The 20763-nt window shown below is 69.9% G+C and carries 21 protein-coding genes; 5 read left to right on the forward strand and 16 right to left on the reverse strand.

Features of this window, described 5'->3' with window-relative positions:
- Nucleotides 1–42: 42 nt before the first annotated feature.
- Nucleotides 43–1011, reverse strand: a complete 969-nt coding sequence (locus tag HQ308_RS02255) for a bifunctional riboflavin kinase/FAD synthetase (protein WP_222630856.1) — start codon at nt 1009–1011, stop codon at nt 43–45.
- 66 nt (nt 1012–1077) lie between these two features.
- On the opposite strand from HQ308_RS02255, the gene HQ308_RS02260 reads away from it, so the two are divergent.
- Entirely contained in the window at nt 1078–1746 is a 669-nt protein-coding gene (locus tag HQ308_RS02260; RefSeq protein ID WP_027505084.1) for a metal-dependent transcriptional regulator, read from the forward strand.
- A 21-nt stretch (nt 1747–1767) separates the two neighbouring features.
- On the opposite strand, the gene truB is transcribed toward HQ308_RS02260, so the two are convergent.
- The 11 genes from truB to rimP form a co-directional block, all read right to left on the reverse strand.
- On the reverse strand, nt 1768–2685 hold the full coding sequence (truB, locus tag HQ308_RS02265) for a tRNA pseudouridine(55) synthase TruB (protein WP_056444968.1): 918 nt from the start codon (nt 2683–2685) through the stop codon (nt 1768–1770).
- Nucleotides 2686–2732: 47 nt separating this feature from the next.
- Nucleotides 2733–3407, reverse strand: coding sequence for a 4'-phosphopantetheinyl transferase (locus HQ308_RS02270; RefSeq protein ID WP_222637813.1), 675 nt, complete (start codon nt 3405–3407; stop codon nt 2733–2735).
- 20 nt (nt 3408–3427) lie between these two features.
- A complete protein-coding gene (locus tag HQ308_RS02275) occupies nt 3428–4387 on the reverse strand; it encodes a metallophosphoesterase (RefSeq protein WP_027505081.1) in 960 nt (319 codons plus the stop codon).
- 2 nt (nt 4388–4389) lie between these two features.
- Complete coding sequence (locus HQ308_RS02280) at nt 4390–5760, reverse strand: MATE family efflux transporter (RefSeq protein WP_308115643.1); 1371 nt, start codon at nt 5758–5760, stop codon at nt 4390–4392.
- Complete coding sequence (locus HQ308_RS02285) at nt 5757–6698, reverse strand: bifunctional oligoribonuclease/PAP phosphatase NrnA (protein WP_222645446.1); 942 nt, start codon at nt 6696–6698, stop codon at nt 5757–5759. The genes HQ308_RS02280 and HQ308_RS02285 overlap by 4 nt, the downstream gene beginning before the upstream one ends.
- 31 nt (nt 6699–6729) lie before the next feature.
- Complete coding sequence (gene rbfA / locus HQ308_RS02290) at nt 6730–7179, reverse strand: 30S ribosome-binding factor RbfA (protein WP_027505079.1); 450 nt, start codon at nt 7177–7179, stop codon at nt 6730–6732.
- A gap of 19 nt (nt 7180–7198) precedes the next feature.
- Nucleotides 7199–7489, reverse strand: coding sequence for a DUF503 domain-containing protein (locus HQ308_RS02295; RefSeq protein ID WP_027505078.1), 291 nt, complete (start codon nt 7487–7489; stop codon nt 7199–7201).
- 94 nt (nt 7490–7583) lie between these two features.
- Nucleotides 7584–10448, reverse strand: coding sequence for a translation initiation factor IF-2 (gene infB, locus HQ308_RS02300; RefSeq protein WP_027505077.1), 2865 nt, complete (start codon nt 10446–10448; stop codon nt 7584–7586).
- Between the two features lie 186 nt (nt 10449–10634).
- Complete coding sequence (locus tag HQ308_RS02305) at nt 10635–11048, reverse strand: YlxR family protein (protein ID WP_308115644.1); 414 nt, start codon at nt 11046–11048, stop codon at nt 10635–10637.
- Entirely contained in the window at nt 10997–12001 is a 1005-nt protein-coding gene (gene nusA / locus HQ308_RS02310; RefSeq protein WP_027505075.1) for a transcription termination factor NusA, read from the reverse strand. Before nusA ends, HQ308_RS02305 begins: the two co-directional genes overlap by 52 nt.
- A gap of 4 nt (nt 12002–12005) precedes the next feature.
- Nucleotides 12006–12620, reverse strand: coding sequence for a ribosome maturation factor RimP (gene rimP, locus HQ308_RS02315; RefSeq protein WP_027505074.1), 615 nt, complete (start codon nt 12618–12620; stop codon nt 12006–12008).
- 162 nt (nt 12621–12782) lie between these two features.
- Between rimP and HQ308_RS02320 the strand changes: the two genes are divergently transcribed.
- Together HQ308_RS02320 and HQ308_RS02325 are read left to right on the forward strand one after the other, a co-directional pair.
- Entirely contained in the window at nt 12783–13322 is a 540-nt protein-coding gene (locus tag HQ308_RS02320; RefSeq protein WP_231476265.1) for a hypothetical protein, read from the forward strand.
- Nucleotides 13319–13765 carry a ferritin-like domain-containing protein gene (locus tag HQ308_RS02325; protein ID WP_027505072.1) on the forward strand — a complete coding sequence of 149 codons (447 nt, stop codon included), beginning with the start codon at nt 13319–13321 and terminating at the stop codon, nt 13763–13765. Before HQ308_RS02320 ends, HQ308_RS02325 begins: the two co-directional genes overlap by 4 nt.
- A 25-nt stretch (nt 13766–13790) precedes the next feature.
- On the opposite strand, the gene HQ308_RS02330 is transcribed toward HQ308_RS02325, so the two are convergent.
- The gene (locus HQ308_RS02330) at nt 13791–14297 is read right to left on the reverse strand and encodes a hypothetical protein (protein ID WP_222645328.1); all 507 of its coding nucleotides are present in this window, start codon (nt 14295–14297) and stop codon (nt 13791–13793) included.
- Nucleotides 14294–16048: a proline--tRNA ligase gene (locus HQ308_RS02335; RefSeq protein ID WP_056444999.1), complete on the reverse strand. Its 1755-nt coding sequence runs from the start codon at nt 16046–16048 to the stop codon at nt 14294–14296. Before HQ308_RS02335 ends, HQ308_RS02330 begins: the two co-directional genes overlap by 4 nt.
- Before the next feature lie 44 nt (nt 16049–16092).
- Between HQ308_RS02335 and yaaA the strand changes: the two genes are divergently transcribed.
- Together yaaA and HQ308_RS02345 are read left to right on the forward strand one after the other, a co-directional pair.
- Nucleotides 16093–16836 (forward strand): peroxide stress protein YaaA, encoded by a 744-nt coding sequence (gene yaaA, locus HQ308_RS02340; RefSeq protein ID WP_056445002.1) that lies wholly within the window; start codon nt 16093–16095, stop codon nt 16834–16836.
- On the forward strand, nt 16833–18059 hold the full coding sequence (locus tag HQ308_RS02345) for a DUF2786 domain-containing protein (RefSeq protein WP_222645329.1): 1227 nt from the start codon (nt 16833–16835) through the stop codon (nt 18057–18059). The genes yaaA and HQ308_RS02345 overlap by 4 nt, the downstream gene beginning before the upstream one ends.
- On the opposite strand, the gene HQ308_RS02350 is transcribed toward HQ308_RS02345, so the two are convergent.
- Complete coding sequence (locus tag HQ308_RS02350; RefSeq protein WP_222630838.1) at nt 18050–19507, reverse strand: MFS transporter; 1458 nt, start codon at nt 19505–19507, stop codon at nt 18050–18052. The two genes, HQ308_RS02345 and HQ308_RS02350, sit on opposite strands and share 10 nt — an antisense overlap.
- A gap of 8 nt (nt 19508–19515) precedes the next feature.
- Nucleotides 19516–20748, reverse strand: coding sequence for a uroporphyrinogen-III C-methyltransferase (cobA, locus tag HQ308_RS02355; RefSeq protein ID WP_222645330.1), 1233 nt, complete (start codon nt 20746–20748; stop codon nt 19516–19518).
- Nucleotides 20749–20763: the final 15 nt, after the last annotated feature.

Below are 20763 nucleotides of genomic sequence, written 5' to 3' on the forward strand. Positions count from 1 at the left end.
CATTCTACCTCAGTGGCCGAGGCCCGAACGACACCTCTTCATTCAGGCGTCCAGGGCGGCGAGGATGTCGCGGGCACGGTCGACGTCGAGATCCATCTGCGCGATCAGCTCGTCCACCGACGCGAAGGCCTCCATGCCGCGCAGACGCTCGACGAAGTCCACCGCGACGTGCTGCCCGTAGAGATCGGCGTCGCCGTCCAGGACGAACGCCTCCACCGTGCGGGTGCGCCCCGAGAACGTGGGATTGGTCCCCACCGACACCGCTGCGCGACAACGCTTTCCGGGAGTCACGGTACCCATGATCGGTCCGGGCCCGAGCACCGTGAACCACGACGCGTACACCCCGTCCGCCGGGATGGCGGCGTGCATGGGCGGCTTGACGTTGGCCGTGGGGTAGCCGATGGTGCGGCCACGGCCGTCACCGTGCACCACCACGCCCTCGACTCGGTGGGGTCGACCGAGCGCGTCGGCGGCGGCCGCGACGTCACCGGCGTCGACGCAGGCGCGAATGTAGGTGGAGGAGAACGTGACCGACTCCTCGGCCAGCAGAGTGACACCGTCGACCGCGAACCCGAACCGCGTGCCGGCGGACCGGAGCAGATCGACGTTGCCGGCGGCCTTCTTGCCGAACGTGAAGTTCTCCCCCACCACGACCTCGGCGGCGTGCAGCCGCTCGACGAGGATGTCGTGGATGTAGCGATCGGGGGTGAGCTTCATGAACTCCGGCGTGAAAGGCATGACGCAGAAGACGTCGATGCCCAGTTCCTCGGCCAGTTCGGCACGCCGGGTGAGGGTGGTCAGCTGGGCCGGGTGACTGCCCGGACGCACCACTTCCATCGGATGCGGATCGAAGGTCATGAGCACACTCGGCACTCCGCGTGCCGCCGCCGATGTCACGGCGCGGTCGATCAATTGGGCGTGGCCGCGGTGTACGCCGTCGAACACGCCGATCGTCAGAACACATCTGCCCCAGTCGGCCGGGACATCGTCGAGACCTCGCCATCTCTCCACGACCAGGAGCCTACGGGCCGACGATCGACCGGTCACGTCCGGCGCACCGACGGCTAAGCTGTCGGCGTGCCAGCCCCTGCCCTCTCCACCGTCGCGCAGGACTACCTCAAGGTCATCTGGACCGCGAGCGAGTACTCCGACGAGCCGGTGAGCACCAAGATGCTCGCCTCCCGGATGTGCGTCTCGCCGTCCACGGTCTCCGAGGCCGTACGCAAACTCGCCGATCAGGGCCTCGTCGACCACGCCCGCTACGGGTCCATCACGCTCACCGAGGCCGGGCGGCGCGCCGCCATCGGCATGGTCCGCAGGCATCGGCTCATCGAGACCTGGCTGGTCGAGGAGATGGGCTACGGCTGGGACGAGGTGCACGACGAGGCCGAGGTGCTCGAACACGCGGTGTCGGACCTGCTCGTCGAGCGCATCGACGCCAAGCTCGGTCGGCCGTCACGCGACCCGCACGGTGATCCCATCCCCACCATCGACGGCACCATTCCCGCGCCGCCGGCGGTACCGCTCAGCGATTTCGTCGCGGGCCAGAAGGGCCACGTCACCCGCATCTCCGACTCGGATCCGGACATGTTGCGGTACTTCGATTCCATCGGCATAACCCTCGACCTGTCGATCACGATGGTCGAGCGCCGCGACTTCGCCGGGACCGTGGCCGTACAGGTGGCCGACACGGTACTCGACCTGGGTCATGTTGCCGCCGAAGCGATCTGGATGACCACGGACTGACGCCGGACCGCCCCGACGAACTCAGGGGCGCAGCGTGGCCGGCCGCACGACCATCACGGTGCTGGCCCGCTTGCCGCGTTCCTGCACCAGGGCGATGGTGTGGCCGTTCTCGTCCAGTGCCGCGTAGATGCCGGGCATCCCGATCGGGTCGAGCCAGCGTCCCTGGCTCAACGATTCGGCCTCGTCCGACGTGACCGTCCGGTGCGGGAACGCCGTGCGAGCGGCAGCGTCGATGTCGAGGCTCACGTGCGGGTCGTCCCGCACCTCGTCGAGAGTGCGGGCGTGCTCCAACGTGAACGGTCCGACCCGGGTGCGCCGCAACGCGGTCAAGTGGCCGCCGACGCCCAGGGACGCACCCAGGTCTCGCGCGAGCGCCCGCACGTAGGTCCCGGACGTGCACTCGACGTGGACGTCCAGATCGATCACGTCGCTCCCCCGGCGACGCTCCAGGACGTCGAAGCGGGAGACGGTGACCGTGCGCGGTTCGAGCACGACGTCCTCGCCCTCCCGAACGAGAGCGTGGGCGCGCTTGCCGTCCACCTTGATGGCGCTGACACTCGACGGGACCTGACTGATCTTCCCGGTCAGCGCGGCGACGGCCTCGTCGATCCCGGAGTCCGTCACCGCACTCGTGTCCGCCGTCGACACCGTCTCGCCCTCGGCGTCGTCGGTGGTGGTGGCGGCTCCGAGGCGGACGGTCGCGGTGTACTCCTTGGTGGTCAGCGACAGCAGACCCAGCATCTTGGTCGCTCGCTCGACACCGAGCACCAGCACCCCCGTCGCCATGGGATCGAGAGTGCCGGCGTGTCCGATGCGGCGCGTCTTCAAGGCCTTGCGACAGGCGGAGACGACGTCGTGGCTGGTGACTCCGCCACTCTTGTCCACCACCAGAAGTCCGGCGCCGTCGAGTCCTGTGGGGGGTTTGGGGTGAGCTGGCACGAGGGAGAAGTCTGTCAGAAGATCGCGGGAAGGCCGGAGGCCGGCCGTCAGAAGACCGTGATCGCAGTGACGACGAGGCCGTCGGAGACGGCCCAGCGTCCGTCGAGGGAGGTGAGCGGTGCGCCGCTGGTGGTGTCGCCGGGGACCAGCAGCCGGGAGCGGAAGGTACCGGTGATGGTCGAGCGTCCCGCCGAGTCGGCATCGCGCTCGAAGGTGATGTGCGCGTCCTCGAATCCGAGCCACCGCCCGGTCAGCGGGTACCAGGCCTTGTACGTCGCCTCTTTCGCGCAGAACAGCAGTTTGTCCCACTGCACCTCGTCGTCGGTGCGGGTGGCCAGGACCTCACGCTCGGCCTCGATGCTCACGGCTTTCAGCACGCCGTCCGGTAGCGGTTCGTGCGGTTCCGCGTCGATGCCCACCGAGCGGACCTGCAACGCGTAGCCCACGGCGGCGGCGCGATAGCCGTCGCAGTGCGTGAGCGAGCCGACGACGCCGCCCGGCCACACCGGCGATCCCATCTCGCCGCGCAGGATCGGACCGGGCTCGAGTCCGAGCCGGCCCATCGCGAGTCGGGCGCAGTGCCGCGCCGAGGTGAACTCGCGCTTGCGCTTGTCGACGGCCTTCTCCACGAGATGCGCCTCGCGGGGGTGCGGGGTGAGACCGGGCGGATCCTCGAACAACTCCTCGGCGACGACGCCGCGCGCGAGCAGCCCGCCGAGCAGGGAGGTCTCTCGTGCCGTCGTCACAGTCGCTTCTCCGCTCGCATCTTCTCCACTTCCGCTTCCATCTCCGGCGTGACCGTGAAGTGGCCGCCGAACTTGTTCAACGATCCCGGCGGGTACTCGGGGACCGGAAGGATCTGTCGCAGCACCTGATCCGGGAGTCCGCGGCGTTTCCACTCGCGCGGGTAGCCCACCGACACCTCCTCGAATCGGACGCCGTCGTAGTACGTCGTCCGTGGGATGTGGAGGTGGCCGTAGACCGCACACAGGGCGTTGTAGCGGGTGTGCCAGTCCTTGGTCGCCGTGGTTCCGCACCAGAGGGCGAACTCGGGATAGAACAGCACCTCGGTGGGCTGCCGCACCAGCGGCCAGTGGTTGATCAGCACCGTCGGGATCGAGGTGTCCACCTCGGCCAACCGCTTCTCGGTGATCGCCAGCCGCGCCGCGCACCACGCGTCGAGGGATGCGTAGGGCGTCGGGGTGATGAGGAACTCGTCGGTGGCCACCACGTTGCGGCTGCGCGCCAGGGCCAGACCGTCGAGCTTGTTCGTGGTGCCCGCGGGCAGGAACGAGTAGTCGTACAACACGAACATCGGCACCAGCGTGACAGGGCCCACATATCCCGACCGGCCTCCGGCCTGCCCGACCTCCCCCTCCCACACGGGGAACGGGTCCTCGGGCGTCAGCACACCCAGTTCCCGGCACATCGTGACCAGGTAGTCGTAGCGCGCCTCACCGTGCATCTGTACCGGGTCCTTGACCGTGGTCCACAGCTCGTGGTTTCCCGGCACCCAGATCACGGTGTCGAACTTCGACTTCAGCTCGGCGAGCGCCCAGCGAATGTCGTCCGTCTTCTCCGACACGTCTCCGGCGACGATCAGCCAGTCCTCGGGGCTCTCCGGTTCGATGGCCTCGGTGACGGGCCGGTTGCCCTTGTGACCGACGTGGATGTCGCTGACGGCCCACAACTTGGCTGGCACACTCACGACCCTTCTGCGGTTGATGTTCGGCTCCCGACGGTATCGGTCCCCGTTCTGATCCAGGCGCCCGACGCGGTCCGCCAGACCACGGAGACCGCTCTCAGGCTGACGAACACCATCAGGCCCACCCAGATTCCCGGCAACCCCCAGTCGAGGATCGCCGCGAGCCAGATCAGCGGTAGGAACCCGACGACGGCGCTCGCGAGAGTCGCGTTCCGCAGGAAGGCGGCATCACCGGCCCCGAGCAGCACACCGTCGAGGGCGAACACGACGCCGGCGACGGGGATCAGCGCGACGAACAACCACCAGATGCCGTCGATGCTCGCCAGGGTCGACGAGTCGGACGTGAAGAGCGGCGGGATCACGGCGTGGGTGGCGGCGAACAGTCCTGCGAGCACCACGGCGAAACCGACGGACCACGCGGTCACCCGCGAGGCGAGCATCGACGCGGCGCGGCCACGGCCCGCTCCCAACGCGGCGCCGACCAGGGACTGTGCGGCGATGGCCAACGAGTCCAGCATCAACGCGACGAGATTCCACAACTGCAGAACCACCTGATGGGCCCCGACCGCACCGGCACCGAAGCGGGACGCCACGGTCACCGCGGACAGGAAGCAGGCCTGGAAGGCGAACGAGCGGAGCACGAGGTCCCGGCCGAGGACGAGCTGGCGGCGGATGATCGCGAGATCCGGCCGGAGCGAGCAGGTCCGCGGCCCGCGCATCAGGGCGGAGACGAACAGCGTCGCTGCGACGGCCTGGCCGATGACGTTGGCCACGGCGGATCCGACGAGGCCGAGGGCCGGAACGCCGATCAGACCGTGCACGAGGACGGGACACAGCACGGCCGACAGTGCGAGCCCCGCCACCACGTACCGCAACGGCCGCACGGTGTCCTGCACGCCGCGCATCCACCCGTTCCCGGCGAGCGTGACGAGGATCAACGGGGTGCCGAGCACGCCGACCCGGAGCCACGTGGTGGCCTCGGCGGTGATGTCTCCCCCACCGCCCAGCACCGACAGGATCGGGTTCGCGAAGAGCTGGACCACCAGGATCAGCAGGAGGCCCAGCACCACTGCGAGCCACGTGGCCTGGACGCCCTCGTTGCGGGCGTCGTCGTCCCGGCCCGCACCGTGCAGCCGTGCCGCGCGCGCGGTCGTCCCGTACGAGAGGAACGTCAGCTGCGTACTCACCTGGGCGAGAACGAGGCCACCGACGGCCAGACCCGCGAGTGGGAGCGCACCGAGTCGACCCACCACCGCGGAGTCGAAGAGCAGGTACAGCGGCTCGGCCACCAGGACGCCGAGTGCAGGGAACGCGAGGCCGAACAGGGTGCGAGCGGACACCCGCCCGTCCACGGCGGAGCGATCGGTCACCCGAGCGCGGCGACCAGGGCGGCGACGTCGTCCTCGATCGGGCCCGTCGCGGTGTAGCCGGCGGAGAACTTGTGGCCGCCCCCTCCCAGCGCGGACGCCACGACGGAGACGTCGACACTGCTCTTCGCGCGCAACGACACGGCCCAGCCCGCCTCGTTCTGCTTGAACACGGCGGCCACCTCGGCCTCCGCGGTGGTGCGCACGATGTCCACGACGCTCTCGATCTCCTCGGGACGCAGTCCGCGAGAGTCCTCGAGCCGCACGATCGCGTAGACGAGCCCACGCGAGCCGGCCGCGTCCGGCACCAGGCGCGCCGAGCCCAGGACGGCGCCCAGCATCGGCAGCCAGGCGAAGGGGTGGGTGTCGAGCAGGCGACGCGAGATGGCGGCGCCGTCGATCCCGGTCGCGAGAAGTCGCTCGGCCAGCAGGTGGGAGCCCGGCCGGACCCAGCGGAACGATCCGGTGTCGGTCACGAGGCCGGCGAACAGGCAGTGCGCGAGGTCCCGGTCGATCTCGACGCCCCACTCGTCGAACAGCACGGCGACCACCGCGGTGGTGGACTCCGCACTCGCATCGATCACGTGATGCGTGCCGTAGAAGGTGTTGGACCGGTGATGGTCGACGACCAGGGACACGGCGCCGTCCAACCGGTCACCCAGTGACCCGAGCCTGCCTCGACTGCCGGCGTCCACGGTGACCACCAGGTCCGCGTCCGTCGGGACCTCGGCGGGCGGCACCAGGAACTCCGCTCCCGGCAGACCGATCATCGACTCGGGCAACGAGGCGGGCGCCGCGAAGGACACGGTCGGCCGCGCGCCGCGTCGCGAGAGCGCGATGGCCAGGGCGAGCGCACTGCCGATGGTGTCGGCGTCGGGTTGCACGTGGCACAGCAGAGTCACCGTCCGGGCGTCCTCGAGAAGACGGACGGCTTTCTGCATGTCTGCGCGCAGCGTGTCGGTCACCGGGGTCTCAGAGCTCGTCGGTGTCGCTTCGAGGCACCTTGTACGGATCCGGATCACCGGCGGGCTGCGCCCCCGCAGCGGCCTGAGCCACCTTGTCGTCGATCTGGCGGGCACGCTCGAGCAGTTCCTCCATGTGGCGCGCGGTGTCGGGCACCGTGTCCGCACGGAAGGTCAGCGTCGGGGTGAAGCGCACGCCGGTACCGGCACCGACCTTGGTGCGCAGAGCGCCCTTGGCCTTCTCCAGACCCAGAGCGGCAGCCTGGAAATCGGGCTCGGCGTCGAGCGTCTCGCCGCGCACGGTGTAGTAGACGGTGGCGTCGTGCAGGTCCGGGGTCACCTTGGTGTCGGTGACCGTCACGAACGACAGCCGCGGATCCTTGATCTCGTGATCGATGGCCGTCGCGACGATCGCACCGATGCGCTTGGCCAGTTTACGAGCGCGGGCTTGGTCCACCACGATGCGTCTCCTTCGTCCATCAGTCCTCGGGCCCGAACACTCGGCGCCGAACTGCGAGTAGTTGTAGTTCCGGCCTCTCGGCCACGTGTCGCTCGCACGAGTCGAGTACCTCGTGCAGGTGGGCGACGTCCCCGGTGGCGATGGCGACACCCACCATCGAACGACGGTAACGCTCCTGTTCCCCGGTCTCGGCGGCCGACACACCGAAGCGCTGCAGGGCAGCGACGACGGGCTTGATCACCGAACGTTTCTCCTTCAGCGAATGTACGTCGCCGAGCAGGATGTCGAGTTCGAGAGCACCGAGAAACACGAGCACCTCATCGATAGCAGGGTCGGACACCGTCTTCGACGAACGGGTGTGGCCCGCGGACATGCCGCGGGCCACACCCGTACGTTCTCGTCGATCAGTCGCGCGGCTTCTCCCGAAGCTCGTACGCCTCCACGACGTCTCCGACCTTGATGTCGGAGTACGTCACCGTCAGACCACACTCGTAGCCCTCGCGGACCTCGGTGGCGTCCTCCTTCTCGCGCCGGAGCGACGAGATGGTGACGAGCTCGGCGACCACGTTGTTGTCACGCAGCAGTCGAGCCTTCGCGTTGCGGCGCACCAGACCCGAGGTGACGAGGCAACCGGCGATGTTTCCGACCTTCGAGGAACGGAACAGCGCGCGGATCTCGGCCTGGCCCAGCGTGACCTCTTCGTAGACCGGCTTGAGCAGACCCTTGAGCGCCTTCTCGATCTCGTCGATCGCCTGGTAGATCACCGAGTAGTACCGGATGTCCACGCCCTCGCGGTTCGCCAGCTCCGTCGCCTTGCCCTCGGCACGGACGTTGAAGCCGATGATGATCGCGTTGGACGCCGACGCAAGGTTGACGTTGGTCTCGGTGACACCACCCACGCCGCGGTCGATGACGCGCAGTTCGACCTCGTCGTCGATCGCGATACCGACGAGCGCCTCCTCCAAGGCCTCCACGGTGCCGGAGTTGTCGCCCTTCAGGATCAGGTTGAGCTGCGACGTCTCCTTCAGTGCGGCATCGAGATCGTCGAGGCTGATCCGCTTGCGCGACTTCGCTGCCAGCGCGTTGCGCTTGCGAGCGTTGCGGCGGTCCGCGATCTGACGGGCGATCCGGTCCTCGTCGACGACGAGCAGGTTGTCACCGGCACCCGGCACCGACGTGAAGCCGATGACCTGGACGGGACGCGACGGGAGCGCCTCGATGACGTCCTCGCCGTGCTCGTCGACCATGCGACGGACGCGGCCGTAGGCATCGCCGGCGACGATCGAGTCACCGACACGCAGGGTTCCGCGAGCGATGAGCACGGTGGCCACCGGTCCGCGACCACGGTCGAGATGTGCCTCGATGGCGACACCCTGTGCGTCCATGTCCGGGTTGGCGCGCAGATCGAGCGCCGCGTCGGCCGTCAACAGCACTGCCTCGAGAAGGGCATCGATGTTGGTGCCCTGCTTGGCCGAGATGTCGACGAACATCGTGTCGCCGCCGTACTCCTCGGCGATGAGGCCGTACTCGGTCAGCTGCTGCCGGATCTTGTCCGGGTTCGCGCCTTCCTTGTCGATCTTGTTGACCGCGACCACGATCGGCACGTCTGCTGCCTGGGCGTGGTTGATCGCCTCCACCGTCTGCGGCATGACGCCGTCGTCGGCCGCGACCACGAGGATCGCGAGGTCGGTGGCCTTGGCACCACGGGCACGCATGGCCGTGAAGGCCTCGTGACCGGGGGTGTCGATGAAGGTGACCAGACGCTCGTTGCCCTCGAGCTCGGTGAGGACCTGGTAGGCACCGATGTGCTGCGTGATGCCACCGGCCTCGCCCTCACGCACGGTGGCGTTACGGATCGAATCCAGCAGTCGCGTCTTGCCGTGGTCGACGTGACCCATGACGGTGACCACGGGGGGACGCTGCTCGAGCTCGTCCTCGCCGCCCTCGTCCTCGCCGTAGGTGAGGTCGAACGAGTTCAGCAGTTCGCGGTCCTCGTCCTCCGGGCTCACGACCTGGACGACGTAGTTCATCTCGCCGCCGAGCAGTTCGAGCGTCTCGTCGTTGACCGACTGAGTCGCCGTCACCATCTCGCCGAGGTTGAACAGCGCCTGCACGAGTGCAGCCGGGTTCGCGTCGATCTTGTCCGCGAAGTCGGACAGCGATGCGCCGCGAGCGAGACGGATCGTCTCACCGTTGCCACGGGGCAACCGCACGCCACCGACTGCGGGAGCCTGCATGGATTCGTACTCGGCGCGCTTCGCCCGCTTCGACTTGCGGCCACGACGGACTGCGCCGCCGGGACGACCGAACGCGCCTGCCGCGGCACCGCGCTGGCCGGGACGGCCACCGCCACCGGGACGACCACGGAAACCGCCACCGGCAGGTGCGCCGGCACCGGGAGCGCCGGGTGCACCGCCGCCGCCACCGCGGTAACCGCCGCCGCCACCGGCACCGCCGGGACGACCGCCCGGTGCGCCGCCGGGACGACCCGGACGACCGCCGGCTGCGGGAGCCGGGCGAGCCGAGCGGCTCGGCATGGCACCCGGGTTCGGGCGGGGAGGCATGGAGCCGGGATTGGGACGGGGTCCGCCGGGGCGAGGTCCACCCTGACCTGCGGGGGGACGACCTGCTCCACCCTGAGCGGGTGCGCCGCCGGCCGGACGAGGTCCACCCTGGCCCGGAGCCGGACGCGGGGCGCCGGGTCGCGGACCGGCCTGTCCCGGAGCGGGACGCGGCGCGGGGCGCTCGACGGGTGCGGACGAGTAGGGATTGTTGCCGACGCGCGGTGCCTTCGGTCCCGGCTTGGGGCCGGGAGCAGCGGGCGCTGTGGGCGCCGACGCTGCCGGTGCCTCGGGGGCGGGTGCCGCCGGAGCAGCCGGTGCCGCGGGAGCGGCAGGTGCTGCGGGTGTCGGAGCCGGGGCAGCGGGTGCCGGGGCGGCGGGAGCCGACGGGGCCGGAGCCTGCGCGGCGGGCGCCTCGGGTGCTGCTGCGGCCGGTGCCTCGGGGGCCGCCGGAGCCGGCTTCGGACCGGGGCGGGGGCCGCCCGGCTTCGGGCCTGCGCCGTTTCCGGACGGACGGGCGCCGGTCGACGGTGCCGCGTCGCCGGACGCGGACGGGTACGACTCACGGAGACGTCGCGCGACCGGTGCTTCCACGGTCGACGACGCCGACTTCACGAACTCGCCCTGCTCTTTCAGCCGAGCGAGTAGATCCTTGCTGGTGACACCGAGTTCTTTAGCCAACTCGTGCACGCGGGCCTTGCCTGCCACTGCTCTCCTCACTGAGAGGTCGAGCGCGGCTCCTATGGCAGGCGCCCGCACGACCTCGGGTTATCTCGAAACGATGTTCATCGTCGGTGCTTCACGGTGTGCTCATGAATTCGTGTACCTGTTCTCCTCGTGGCGCGGCGAGGTGCCGCGACCGTTCGGCCGGTCGATCGGGTGTGGTCCACACCGTCACGGTGCGAACTCTCGGGCAAGCGCGGACAGGTCCAGCGGACCGGTCACGCGCAAGGCACGCCCGACGGCTCGACGTCGCTCCGCCTGCTGCAGACAAGTCGCGTCGGGATGCAACCATGCACCCCGGCCGGGCAGTCTGCGGCGATGATCGACCACGGCACCGACCGTGCCGGTGTCGGAGACGCCGGCGACGATCCGCACCAAGGCGGAAGGCGACTCGCGCTGTCTGCATCCTACGCACGTACGCACCGGTCCAGCTGGTGCGGACGCGGTGTCGTCGGACAACGCGTGTCGAGCCGTGTCACAGTCTAACGCGGATTCGGTCCGGTTCGGAACGTCGCCCGCTCGCGCGCGCCGACTCAGTGATCGTCCTCGGTCGGCGCGGCGTCGCTCCGGATGTCGATACGCCACCCGGTCAGGCGCGCGGCGAGCCGCGCGTTCTGACCTTCCTTGCCGATCGCGAGCGACAACTGGTAGTCGGGCACCACCACACGAGCGGCGCGGGCAGCCGCGTCGACGACCGTGACAGAGACAACCTTCGACGGTGACAACGCATTCCCGACGAACACGGCGGGATCGTCGTCGTAGTCGATGATGTCGATCTTCTCGCCGGCCAGCTCGCTCATGACGTTGCGGACACGCTGGCCCATCGGACCGATGCACGCGCCCTTGGCGTTGAGGCCGGACACCGACGTCCGCACGGCGATCTTCGACCGGTGTCCCGCCTCGCGGGCCACCGACACGATCTCCACGGACTCGTCCGCGATCTCCGGCACCTCGAGCGCGAACACCTTGCGGACCAGGTTGGGGTGCGTCCGGGACAGGGTGACCTGCGGGCCGCGATTGCCGCGGGTGACGCCCACGACGTAGCACTTGATGCGGTCGCCGTGCTCGTACGTCTCACCGGGCACCTGCTCCGCCGGCGGGATGGTCGCGTCCACGCCCTCGGAGTCGCTGCCGATCCGCACCACGACCGTGCCGCGTGCGTTCAGCCGTGCGTCGGCCTGGATGACACCGCCGACGATCTCGCCCTCGTGCGTCGAGTACTCACCGAACGACTTCTCGTTCTCGGCGTCTCGGAGTCGCTGCAGGATGACCTGACGCGCGGTGGTCGCGGCGATGCGACCGAACCCTTCGGGGGTGTCGTCCCACTCGGAGACGAAGTTCCCGTTCTCGTCGGTCTCGCGTGCCATGACGCGGACCTCGCCACTCTTGCGATTCACGTCGATGTAGGCGTCGGACCGGTGACCGGCCGTGTGCTTGTACGCGGTGAGCAGCGCACTCTGCAGCGTCTCGATCACCGCGTCGATGGTGATGCCCTTCTCCGCCTCGATCGCGCGGAGGGCAGTCATGTCGATGTTCACGTCGTTATCGGCTTTCGTCGTCTGTGTCGTCGTCTTCGTCACCGGAGACGGGCTCCTCCGGCGGGTTCAGCGGATCGAAGCGTCCGGGCGTGACGCCGCCCGCCATCTCGAGCTCCGCAGGATTGGGCTTCTTGAACTCCACCTGCACGGTGGCCGACGTGACCGCGTCGAGCGGCACGGTGCGCAGCGTCGGACCGGTGCGCGAGCGGAGAACGAGATCCAGTTCGGTCGTACCGCCCTCCGAGGTCCTGAGCTCCCCGACGCGGGCGTCGATCGTCTCGTCCCCGAGCACGACGGTGACCATCCGGCCGCGAGCACGACGCCAGTGGCGAGGCTCGGTCAGGGGTCGGTCGACACCGGGCGTGGTCACCTCGAGGTTGTACGCGGTGTCCCCGAATTCGGTTGCCGCGTCCAGGATGTCGGAGATCTCGTGGCTCAGCCGAGCGAGCGCGTCGAGCTCGAATCCGGAATCCCGATCGACGATCACCTTGACGACGCTGTGAGCACCGGCCTTCGACACGGTGACGTCCTCGAGATCGAGATCGCCGTCGGTGAACCCCGGGCCCGCCACGTGTGCGGAGAGGAGTGCGACGACCCTCTCCCTGGATGGAACCGGCATCGCTCGACCACTCCTCGCTGAAGTTGTACAGCTCGCCACCGGCGAACTGGGAAGGGACCACGATACCGCGACCGGGGCGCGTCTCCCGACACGCTGCGTCGTCGCGCCGAGAGTGCTCGTGTCCGGCGCGGGGACGGTGTCCGTGTCTGGCACGATGACCGGGTGCCACCGACAGTTCCGCACCGACCGGTCTTCCTGCACGGCCGCAGTCTCCCGACGCTCTCGCGGCGCACGATGTTGCGCGGTGCGGGAGCAGCGGTAGCGGGCACGACGATCCTCGCCTCGACGGTCGCGTGCTCGGACGGTGCGCAGGACGACGAGGCGGCGCAGCCCGATCCGCTCGCGGCCCATGCCGCCCGGGCCCGCCGGGACGCCGCCGCCGCGACGGCGGCGATCGCGCAGAACCCGGCGGCGGTCGACACTCTCACCGTGATCGCCGATCAGCGGACCGCCCACGCCGACGCGCTCGACACCGAGATCGCACGTCTCACTCCCCCGCCCACGGTGTCGGAGACCGCCGCTGCGGCGACCGGCACTGCCGAGCCGGTGTCGGCTCCGGCACTCACCGACTTGTCCGCGGCGCTGTCGGACGCGGGCCGCAGCGCAGCCGACGACGCGCGTGCGCTGTCCGGTTACCGAGCGGGCCTGCTCGGGTCGATCAGTGCCGCGTGCACGCTGGCGTCCGCGGCGGTGGCCGGATGAGTGATCTCGGCCCGGAGCAGCAGGCCCTCGTGGACGCGCTGAACGTGGAGTTCGCCGCCGTCTTCGCCTATGGCGTCATCGCGGCGTTCTCGAACCCCACCCGCGATCCGATGGTCGCGCAGTACGCCGCCGACCACCGAGCGCGGCGCGACGGCACCATCGACGCCCTGACCGCGGCCAGCGTCACCGCACCGGAGCCCGCGGCCGGGTACACGGTGCCGTTCCCGGTGACCGACGCGGTGGCGGCGGCACGGCTCGCGGCGCAGGTCGAGGACGACGCCGCAGTCGCCTGGCGGTCGGTCGTCGAACGGGCCCAGTCCGGGCACACCCGCGACATCGGCATCGTGGCCCTCACGGACTCCGCTCGGCGTGCCTCGGCGTGGAAGGCGATCCTCGGCATCTTCCCGTCGACGGTGGCCTTTCCCGGCACTCCGGCGACCTGACTCCTCCGCCGGTCTGGACCTCGACTCAGGGCTGATCGGTCACGGCGGCGACGATCACCGCGGTGCCCGCGGTCCACGACGCCGCGGCGAGCCGTGGGTGACCGTCGACCATGTCCTGCACCGCCGTCCACGTCGCCCCGTCGGCGTCACCGGTGACCACCACGGCGGTCCCGGGTCGACCGAGCACCAGCGCCCACTCGAGGTACTGCACGGCCTCGGCCGCACCGGCCCTCGAGACGTCGGCGGACACCACACCGAAGGTCGTGTCGTCGTCCGTGCGGAGCTGCGGCAACGATCCGGCGGGATCGCCGGCGACGATCTCCACCCGGCCTCGTGCCGCCTCCGCGTCGGCCCGGACGGCCGCGACACTCTCGTCCGCGGCGAGCACCACGACGGATCCGCGCTCGCCGACCGCGTCGGCCGCGAGAGCGGCCGAGCGCCCGTGTGTCGGCGCGATCAGCAGGACTCGGCGAGCGTCGACGAGCCGGGTCAGGACGGCAGGGAGAGACTCGCTCGACGACGAGGTGCTCACACGGGTCGCCCGACCGCGCGCAGGACCTCCCGGCCCGCCGACTCGGCCGGAACGTCGCGAGCCTCACCGGTGAAGCGATCCTTCAGCTCGACGGTGCCGTCCGCCCAGCCGCGACCGAGGACGACGACGAGCGGCACACCGATCAGCTCGGAGTCCTTGAACTTCACACCGGGAGACACCTTGGGACGGTCGTCCAGGACGACCTCGAGCCCGTGCGCGTCGAGTTCGACGGCGAGCGCCTCGGCACCCTCGCGCGCGCCCACGTCCTTGTTGGCGATGACGATGTGCACGTCGGCGGGTGCGACGGACGCGGGCCACCGCAGACCCTTGTCGTCGTGCATCTGCTCGGCGATGACAGCCACCAGGCGAGACACGCCGACGCCGTACGAGCCCTGGAGCAAGCGGGTGGGCTTGCCGTTCTCGCCGAGGACGTCGACCGCGAAGGCGTCGGTGTACTTGGTACCGAGCTGGAAGATGTGGCCGATCTCGATGCCGCGAGCGGACACCAGTGCGCCGCGGCCGTCCGGAGAGGGATCACCGTCGCGCACCTCGGCAGCCTCGATGGTGCCGTCCGCGACGAAATCGCGGCCCGCGACCAGATCGACGACGTGCTTGCCCTTCTCGTTCGCGCCGGTGATCCACGCCGTGCCGTCGACGACGCGAGGGTCGACGAGGTAACGCACGCCGTTGTCCTGCAAGGCCTTCGGTCCGATGTACCCCTTGACGAGGAACGGATTGGCGGCGAAGTCCGCGTCGCCCAGCATGACGAATTCGGCGGGGGCGAGGGAGGCCTCGAGGCGCTTCTCGTCCACGTCACGATCACCGGGAACGCCGATGGCGAGCAGTTCCCACTCACCGCCGGGGACGCGTGTCTTGAGCAGCACGTTCTTGAGCGTGTCCGCCGCGGTGACCGTGCGGCCGAGATCCGCACCGTTCGCCCAGTCGACGAGCGTCGCGATGGTCGGGGTGTCGCCGGTCTCGTGCACCGTCGGTTGCGGCAGGCCCTCGAGGGGGATCGACGGCGGAGCCGGCGTCGTGACGGCCTCGACGTTCGCGGCGTACCCGGACTCGACACACCGCACGTAGGTGTCCTCGCCGACGACCGATTCCGCGAGGAATTCCTCGGACGCGCTCCCGCCCATCGCCCCGGACGTGGCTGCGACGATGACGTAGCTGACACCGAGGCGCTCGAAGATTCGCTGGTACGCCTCGCGGTGGGCCTCGTAAGAGGTCTTCAGACCCGCCTCGTCGAGATCGAACGAGTACGAGTCCTTCATGACGAACTCACGGCCGCGCAGGATGCCGGCCCGCGGACGCTCCTCGTCGCGGTACTTGGTCTGAATCTGGTACAGCGTGACCGGCAGGTCCTTGTAGGAGCTGTACTCCCCCTTGACCGTCAGCGCGAAGAGCTCCTCGTGCGTCGGCCCGAGCAGCATGTCGACGCCCTTGCGATCCTTGAGCCGGAACAGCCCGTCGCCGTACTCGGTCCAGCGGTTGGTCACCTCGTACGGTTCGCGCGGCAGCAGCGCCGGCAGCGAGATCTCCTGGCCACCGATCGCGTTCATCTCCTCGCGCACCACCTGCTCGACGCGGCGCAGCACCCGGAGCCCGAGCGGCAGCCACGAGTACACACCGGGAGCGATGCGGCGGACGTAGCCGGCGCGCACCAGGAGCTTGTGGCTCGGTACCTCGGCATCGGCGGGATCGTCGCGGAGCGTGCGCAGGAACAGGTGGGACAGACGGGTGATCACAGGCGCACAGCCTAGTCCGTGGGTGTGTCGGTACCGTTCCTGCCGTGCTCGTTCTTCTGCCACCGTCCGAAACCAAGTCCGCGGGCGGCCGCGGTGATCCGCTCGATCTCGACCGGCTGTGGCTTCCGCAGCTCACCGACGTCCGATCGACGCTGGTGAACGCTCTCGTGTCCCTCGCCGACGATCCCGCGGCCTCCCGCACGGCCCTGGGACTCTCGCCGAAGCAGGACGACGAGATCGAGCGCAATGCGGCCCTGACGGTCTCGGCGACGAGACCGGCTCTCGAGCGCTACACCGGAGTGTTGTTCGACGCGTTGGACGCGGCATCGTTCACCCGGGCGCAGAAGGCCAAGGCTCGGCAGCGCCTCGCGATCGGGTCCGCCCTCTTCGGTGCGGTGCGAGCGGACGATCCGGTTCCGGCGTACCGGCTCTCGGGCGGGTCCGCACTGCCCGGGCTCCCCACGCTCCGCGCCCTGTGGAAGCCGGTGCTGCCCGCGGCGGTCACCGCCGCGGCCGACGGTCTCGTCGTCGATCTGCGCTCGGGAATCTACCGCGACCTGGGCCCCATACCCGGCGCGGTCACCGCCACCGTGCTCACCGAGCAACCCGACGGATCCCGCACCGTCGTCAGCCATTTCAACAAGCATCACAAGGGACTGCTGGCACGGGCGCTGACCGTCACCCGCGCGGAACCCACGAGCGCACGGGCCGTCGCCGCGGTCGCCGTCCGTGCAGGACTCCGAGCCGAGGTCGCATCGCCGACCGAGGTGATCGTGCTGACCGAATGAACCCGGTCCCGGAACTGCTGCAGCGCGGCGCCGATGCCGCCGTCGGTCGCACCGCCTCGCAACGCGTGGTGGACGACGTCGCGGACCAGTTGGTCGCCTGCACCGACGCGAATCCCCTCGCTCAGGGGTCCGTCACGCTCCTGTCCACGATCACGGCGCTGTACGAGGAGGGGTGGCAACCGCTCGACCTGCTGCACGTCGTCCGCCGCCACTGCACCGCCGAGGTCACCGGACTCGCCGCGGCGGCCCTCCTGCACGAGGCCGAGCTCTCCGACGCCACCGCGCGCGCGCCCGAGAGCTGGGTGCGCCAGGTCGAGGCGATCCGGGCGCTGCGCCCGGACGTCGAGTCGCCTGTCGACGCGTCTCCGAGTCTGCTCGCCGCGCGTCTGCGCCTCGGCGGTGCGTCCGACTACATCGCCGTCAGTGACCAGTGGATCGCCGTGCTCACGCTGCTCGGGCGGTGGCAGAGCCTGCCCCGACTCACCCGGATCGGTGCGCTGCCGTCGCAGTGGCCGTCGGCCCGGACCGCACGCCTGCTGCCGCCCGACACCGTCGTCGGGTCCGGCATGCTCGGACGCATCAGGGGGCTTCTCGCCAAGGCGGACTCGACCGAGTTCGAGGAGGAGGCCGATGCGTTCACCGCGAAGGCGCAGGAACTGATGACGAAGTACTCTGTCGACACCCTCGTGCTCGCCGAGGGCCGGACCGACGTCGTGAGCAGGCGTGTGCACGTCGACAATCCGCACGCGGATGCGCGTGCACAGTTGCTGCACGTGGTGGCGACGGTCAACCGCACCCGGGTGGTCTGGGACACCGATCACGCCCTCGCGACGGTGGTGGGTGCACCCGTCGACGTGGAGCAGACCGAGATGCTCTTCACCTCCCTCTCGGTGCAGGCGGCGCGCGCTCTGGCTCGCGCTCCCCGACCGGCTCGGCGGAAGAAGGCGGCATCCGGGTTCGACACGGCGTTCCTGTGGGCCTACGCCGTACGGCTGGGTGAACGCCTCGCCGAGTCGGACGCGCTGGCCCTCGAGGAGGCGAGTCGACGGTCCGGCGAATTGCTGCCGATGCTGGCGACGCAGACAGTGGCCGTCGAGGCAGAGGTCGAGCGACTGTTCCCGGCCACCCGGTCGGTCCGTGGACCCCGGCTGGACCTCGCGGGATGGGAGTCCGGGCGCGCGGCGGCGAACGAGGCGGACCTTCCCGCCGACCGTCAGCGGTGAACCGCGTCCTGGGCTGCCTTGGCCTGGGCGACGTCGGCCGCGCTGTAGCGGATGAACAACGCCGAGACGGCGGCGACCGCGGCGAGAACGGCGCAGCCGAGAAGAGCGAACGTGTAGCCCTCTCCCAACGCGACGATCTCCGGCCGGGTCATGTCGACGGCCGAGCCCGTCCGACCGCCCAGTGAGAGCGTCTTCGACGCCGCCATCGCGCTGACCACAGCGAGGCCGAGTGGGCCTCCCAGGTTCTGCGCGACGAGCGAGATGGCGGTGAGTGGCCCGATGTTCTTCTGGTCGACGTTGGCGATCGCGCAGAGCGGGAGGGCGATGACCGCCAGTCCGACGCCGAAACCGATGCCGCCGATGGGGAGGAACAGGTTCTTCCAGTACGTCGACTCCACCGTGATGGTCGACGCGAAGATCAGGTACCCGACGGTGAGGACCGCGCCGGTCGCGATGATCCAGCGTGGTGCGACCCGCGGCGCCAGCCACGACGACGCGACGGCGGCGAGCGCCATGCCGCCACCGAACGGGATGAACGAGATGCCGGCGCGCAGCGGGCTGTAGTCCAACACGTCCTGGACGAACACCGCGACGATCACGGTCATCGCGAACAGGGCGCCGCCGGAGAAGAAGATGGCGACGAAGGTGGCGACGCGGTCCCGGTCGCGGAAGAGTTCGAAGGGCAGCAGTGGGTTCCTGGCGCGCCGCTCGACGGTGAGGAACGCGAGCAACAGGAACAGACCGACAACGATCGCGGTGAGGGTGACGACGTCCGTCCAGCCTCGTTCCGGACCCTCGACGATGCCGAACACGACACCGGTGGATCCGAGCGTCGCGAGGATCGCCCCCGGCACGTCGAGGGGTGCCCGTTCGCCGGCCGTCTCGGTGAGCGCGCGCCATCCCAGGGCCAGGATCGCGAGACCGATCGGCACATTGATGAGGAAGATCCACCGCCACGAGACCTCGGTGAGCGCGCCGCCGATGATGAGACCGGAGAAGGAGCCGACACCGGTCATGGCCGCGTAGATGGCGATGGCCTGGTTGCGGACGGGCCCCGGCGCGAACGTGGTGGCCACCAGTGCGAACGCCGTGGGCGACGCGACGGCGGCGCCGGCGCCCTGGATCACGCGGGCCAGCACCAGCATCGCCTCGTTCTGCGCGAGTCCGCAGGCAGCGGACGCCACCGTGAACAGCGCGACTCCGACGAGGAACATGCGCTTGCGTCCGAAGGCGTCGCCCATGCGCCCGCCGAGGAGCATGAGCCCGCCGAAGGCCAGTACGTACGACGAGACCACCCAGTTGCGACCGGCATCGCTGAGGCCGAGTTCGGCCTGCAGCGGAGCGAGCGCGAGGTTCACCACGGTGCCGTCGAGCACGGCCATCAACTGCATGCCGCTGAGCGCGATGATCGCGAGTCCGAAGGCCCGCTCGGTCACGGGATAGGTCATCGGCCGGGTCACGAGGCGGCGCCGATCACGGCCGCGGCGTCGAATCCCGCCACCGGTCCGATGACGATGATGGCCGGGGGGCGCACGTTCTCCGCACGCACCCGCTCGGCGACGGTGGTCAGATCTGCCCGCACCACTCGCTGCGACCGCGTCGTGCCCTCCTGGACCACCACGACCGGCGTGTCCGCGGCGCGCCCGTTCTCGACGAGCACGTCCGCGAAGGCTCCGATGCGCTCGACCGCCATGAGCAGCACGATCGTGCCGCGCAGCCGGCCCAGGGACGGCCAGTCGATCAGCGAGTCCGGGTGATCCGGGCGCAGATGACCGCTGACGACGACGAACTCGTGCGTGACGCCACGATGGGTGACCGGGATACCGGCGGCGGACGGCACCGAGATGGCGCTGGTGATGCCGGGAACGACGGTGACGGGAATGCCCGCTGCGTTGCACGCCTCGAGCTCCTCGTATCCGCGGCCGAAGACGTAGGGATCGCCGCCCTTGAGTCGGACCACGAACCGGCCGGCGCGGGCATGCGTGATCAACGCGTCGTTGATGGCCTCCTGTGCCATGAACCGGCCGTACGGAATCTTCGACGCGTCGATCACCTCGACGTGCGGTCCCAGTTCGGCCAACAGCTCGGGCGGCGCGAGACGGTCGGCCACCACCACGTCGGCACGCGCCAGCAGGCGGCGCCCCCGCACGGTGATGAGGTCCGGGTCCCCCGGTCCACCGCCCACGAGTGCGACCCCCGCGATCGACTTCTCCGGTGCGTCCGCGATGGCCCCGGACTGCAGCCCGTCCAGCACGGCGTTGCGCACGGCGGCGGACCGGCGATGCTCTCCGCTGGCGAGCACGCCGACGGTCAGACCGTCGTACTCCGCGCTGGCAGGCGTGACCGCCGTGCCGTCTCTCGCCACGTCCGCGCGCACGCAGAAGATCCGGGAGCGCGCCGCTTCCGCGACGATGGCCGCGTTGGTCTCGGCCTCGTCGGTGCAGGCGATGGCGTACCAGGCCTCGTGCAGATCGCCGTCGCGATAGTCGCGCAACTCCAGCTCGATCTGACCGAAGCTCGCCATGCCCTCGACGGCCGGGGTGGCCTCGCGGGTGATGACGACGACCTTCGCGCCGCACGACACCAGCAGCGGGAGCCGCCGCTGCGCGACACTGCCCCCACCGACGACGACCACGCGACGACCGGCCAGATCGAGCCCTGCGAGGTAGGGAGAATCGGTCGCGTCCACGTCGGAAGACCCTAC

This window comes from Rhodococcus sp. BP-241, from assembly GCF_019836145.1.
In the GTDB taxonomy this organism is placed as follows: Bacteria; Actinomycetota; Actinomycetes; order Mycobacteriales; family Mycobacteriaceae; genus Rhodococcoides.

Excerpts from the sequence above, each read along its gene's own strand:
- HQ308_RS02350 (WP_222630838.1), bottom strand. The coding sequence starts at position 19,507 with ATGACCTATCCCGTGACCGAGCGGGCCTTCGGACTCGCGATCATCGCG.
- rimP (WP_027505074.1), bottom strand. The coding sequence starts at position 12,620 with ATGCCGGTTCCATCCAGGGAGAGGGTCGTCGCACTCCTCTCCGCACAC.
- HQ308_RS02325 (WP_027505072.1), top strand. The coding sequence starts at position 13,319 with ATGAGTGATCTCGGCCCGGAGCAGCAGGCCCTCGTGGACGCGCTGAAC.
- HQ308_RS02285 (WP_222645446.1), bottom strand. The coding sequence starts at position 6,698 with ATGCAGAAAGCCGTCCGTCTTCTCGAGGACGCCCGGACGGTGACTCTG.
- HQ308_RS02345 (WP_222645329.1), top strand. The coding sequence starts at position 16,833 with ATGAACCCGGTCCCGGAACTGCTGCAGCGCGGCGCCGATGCCGCCGTC.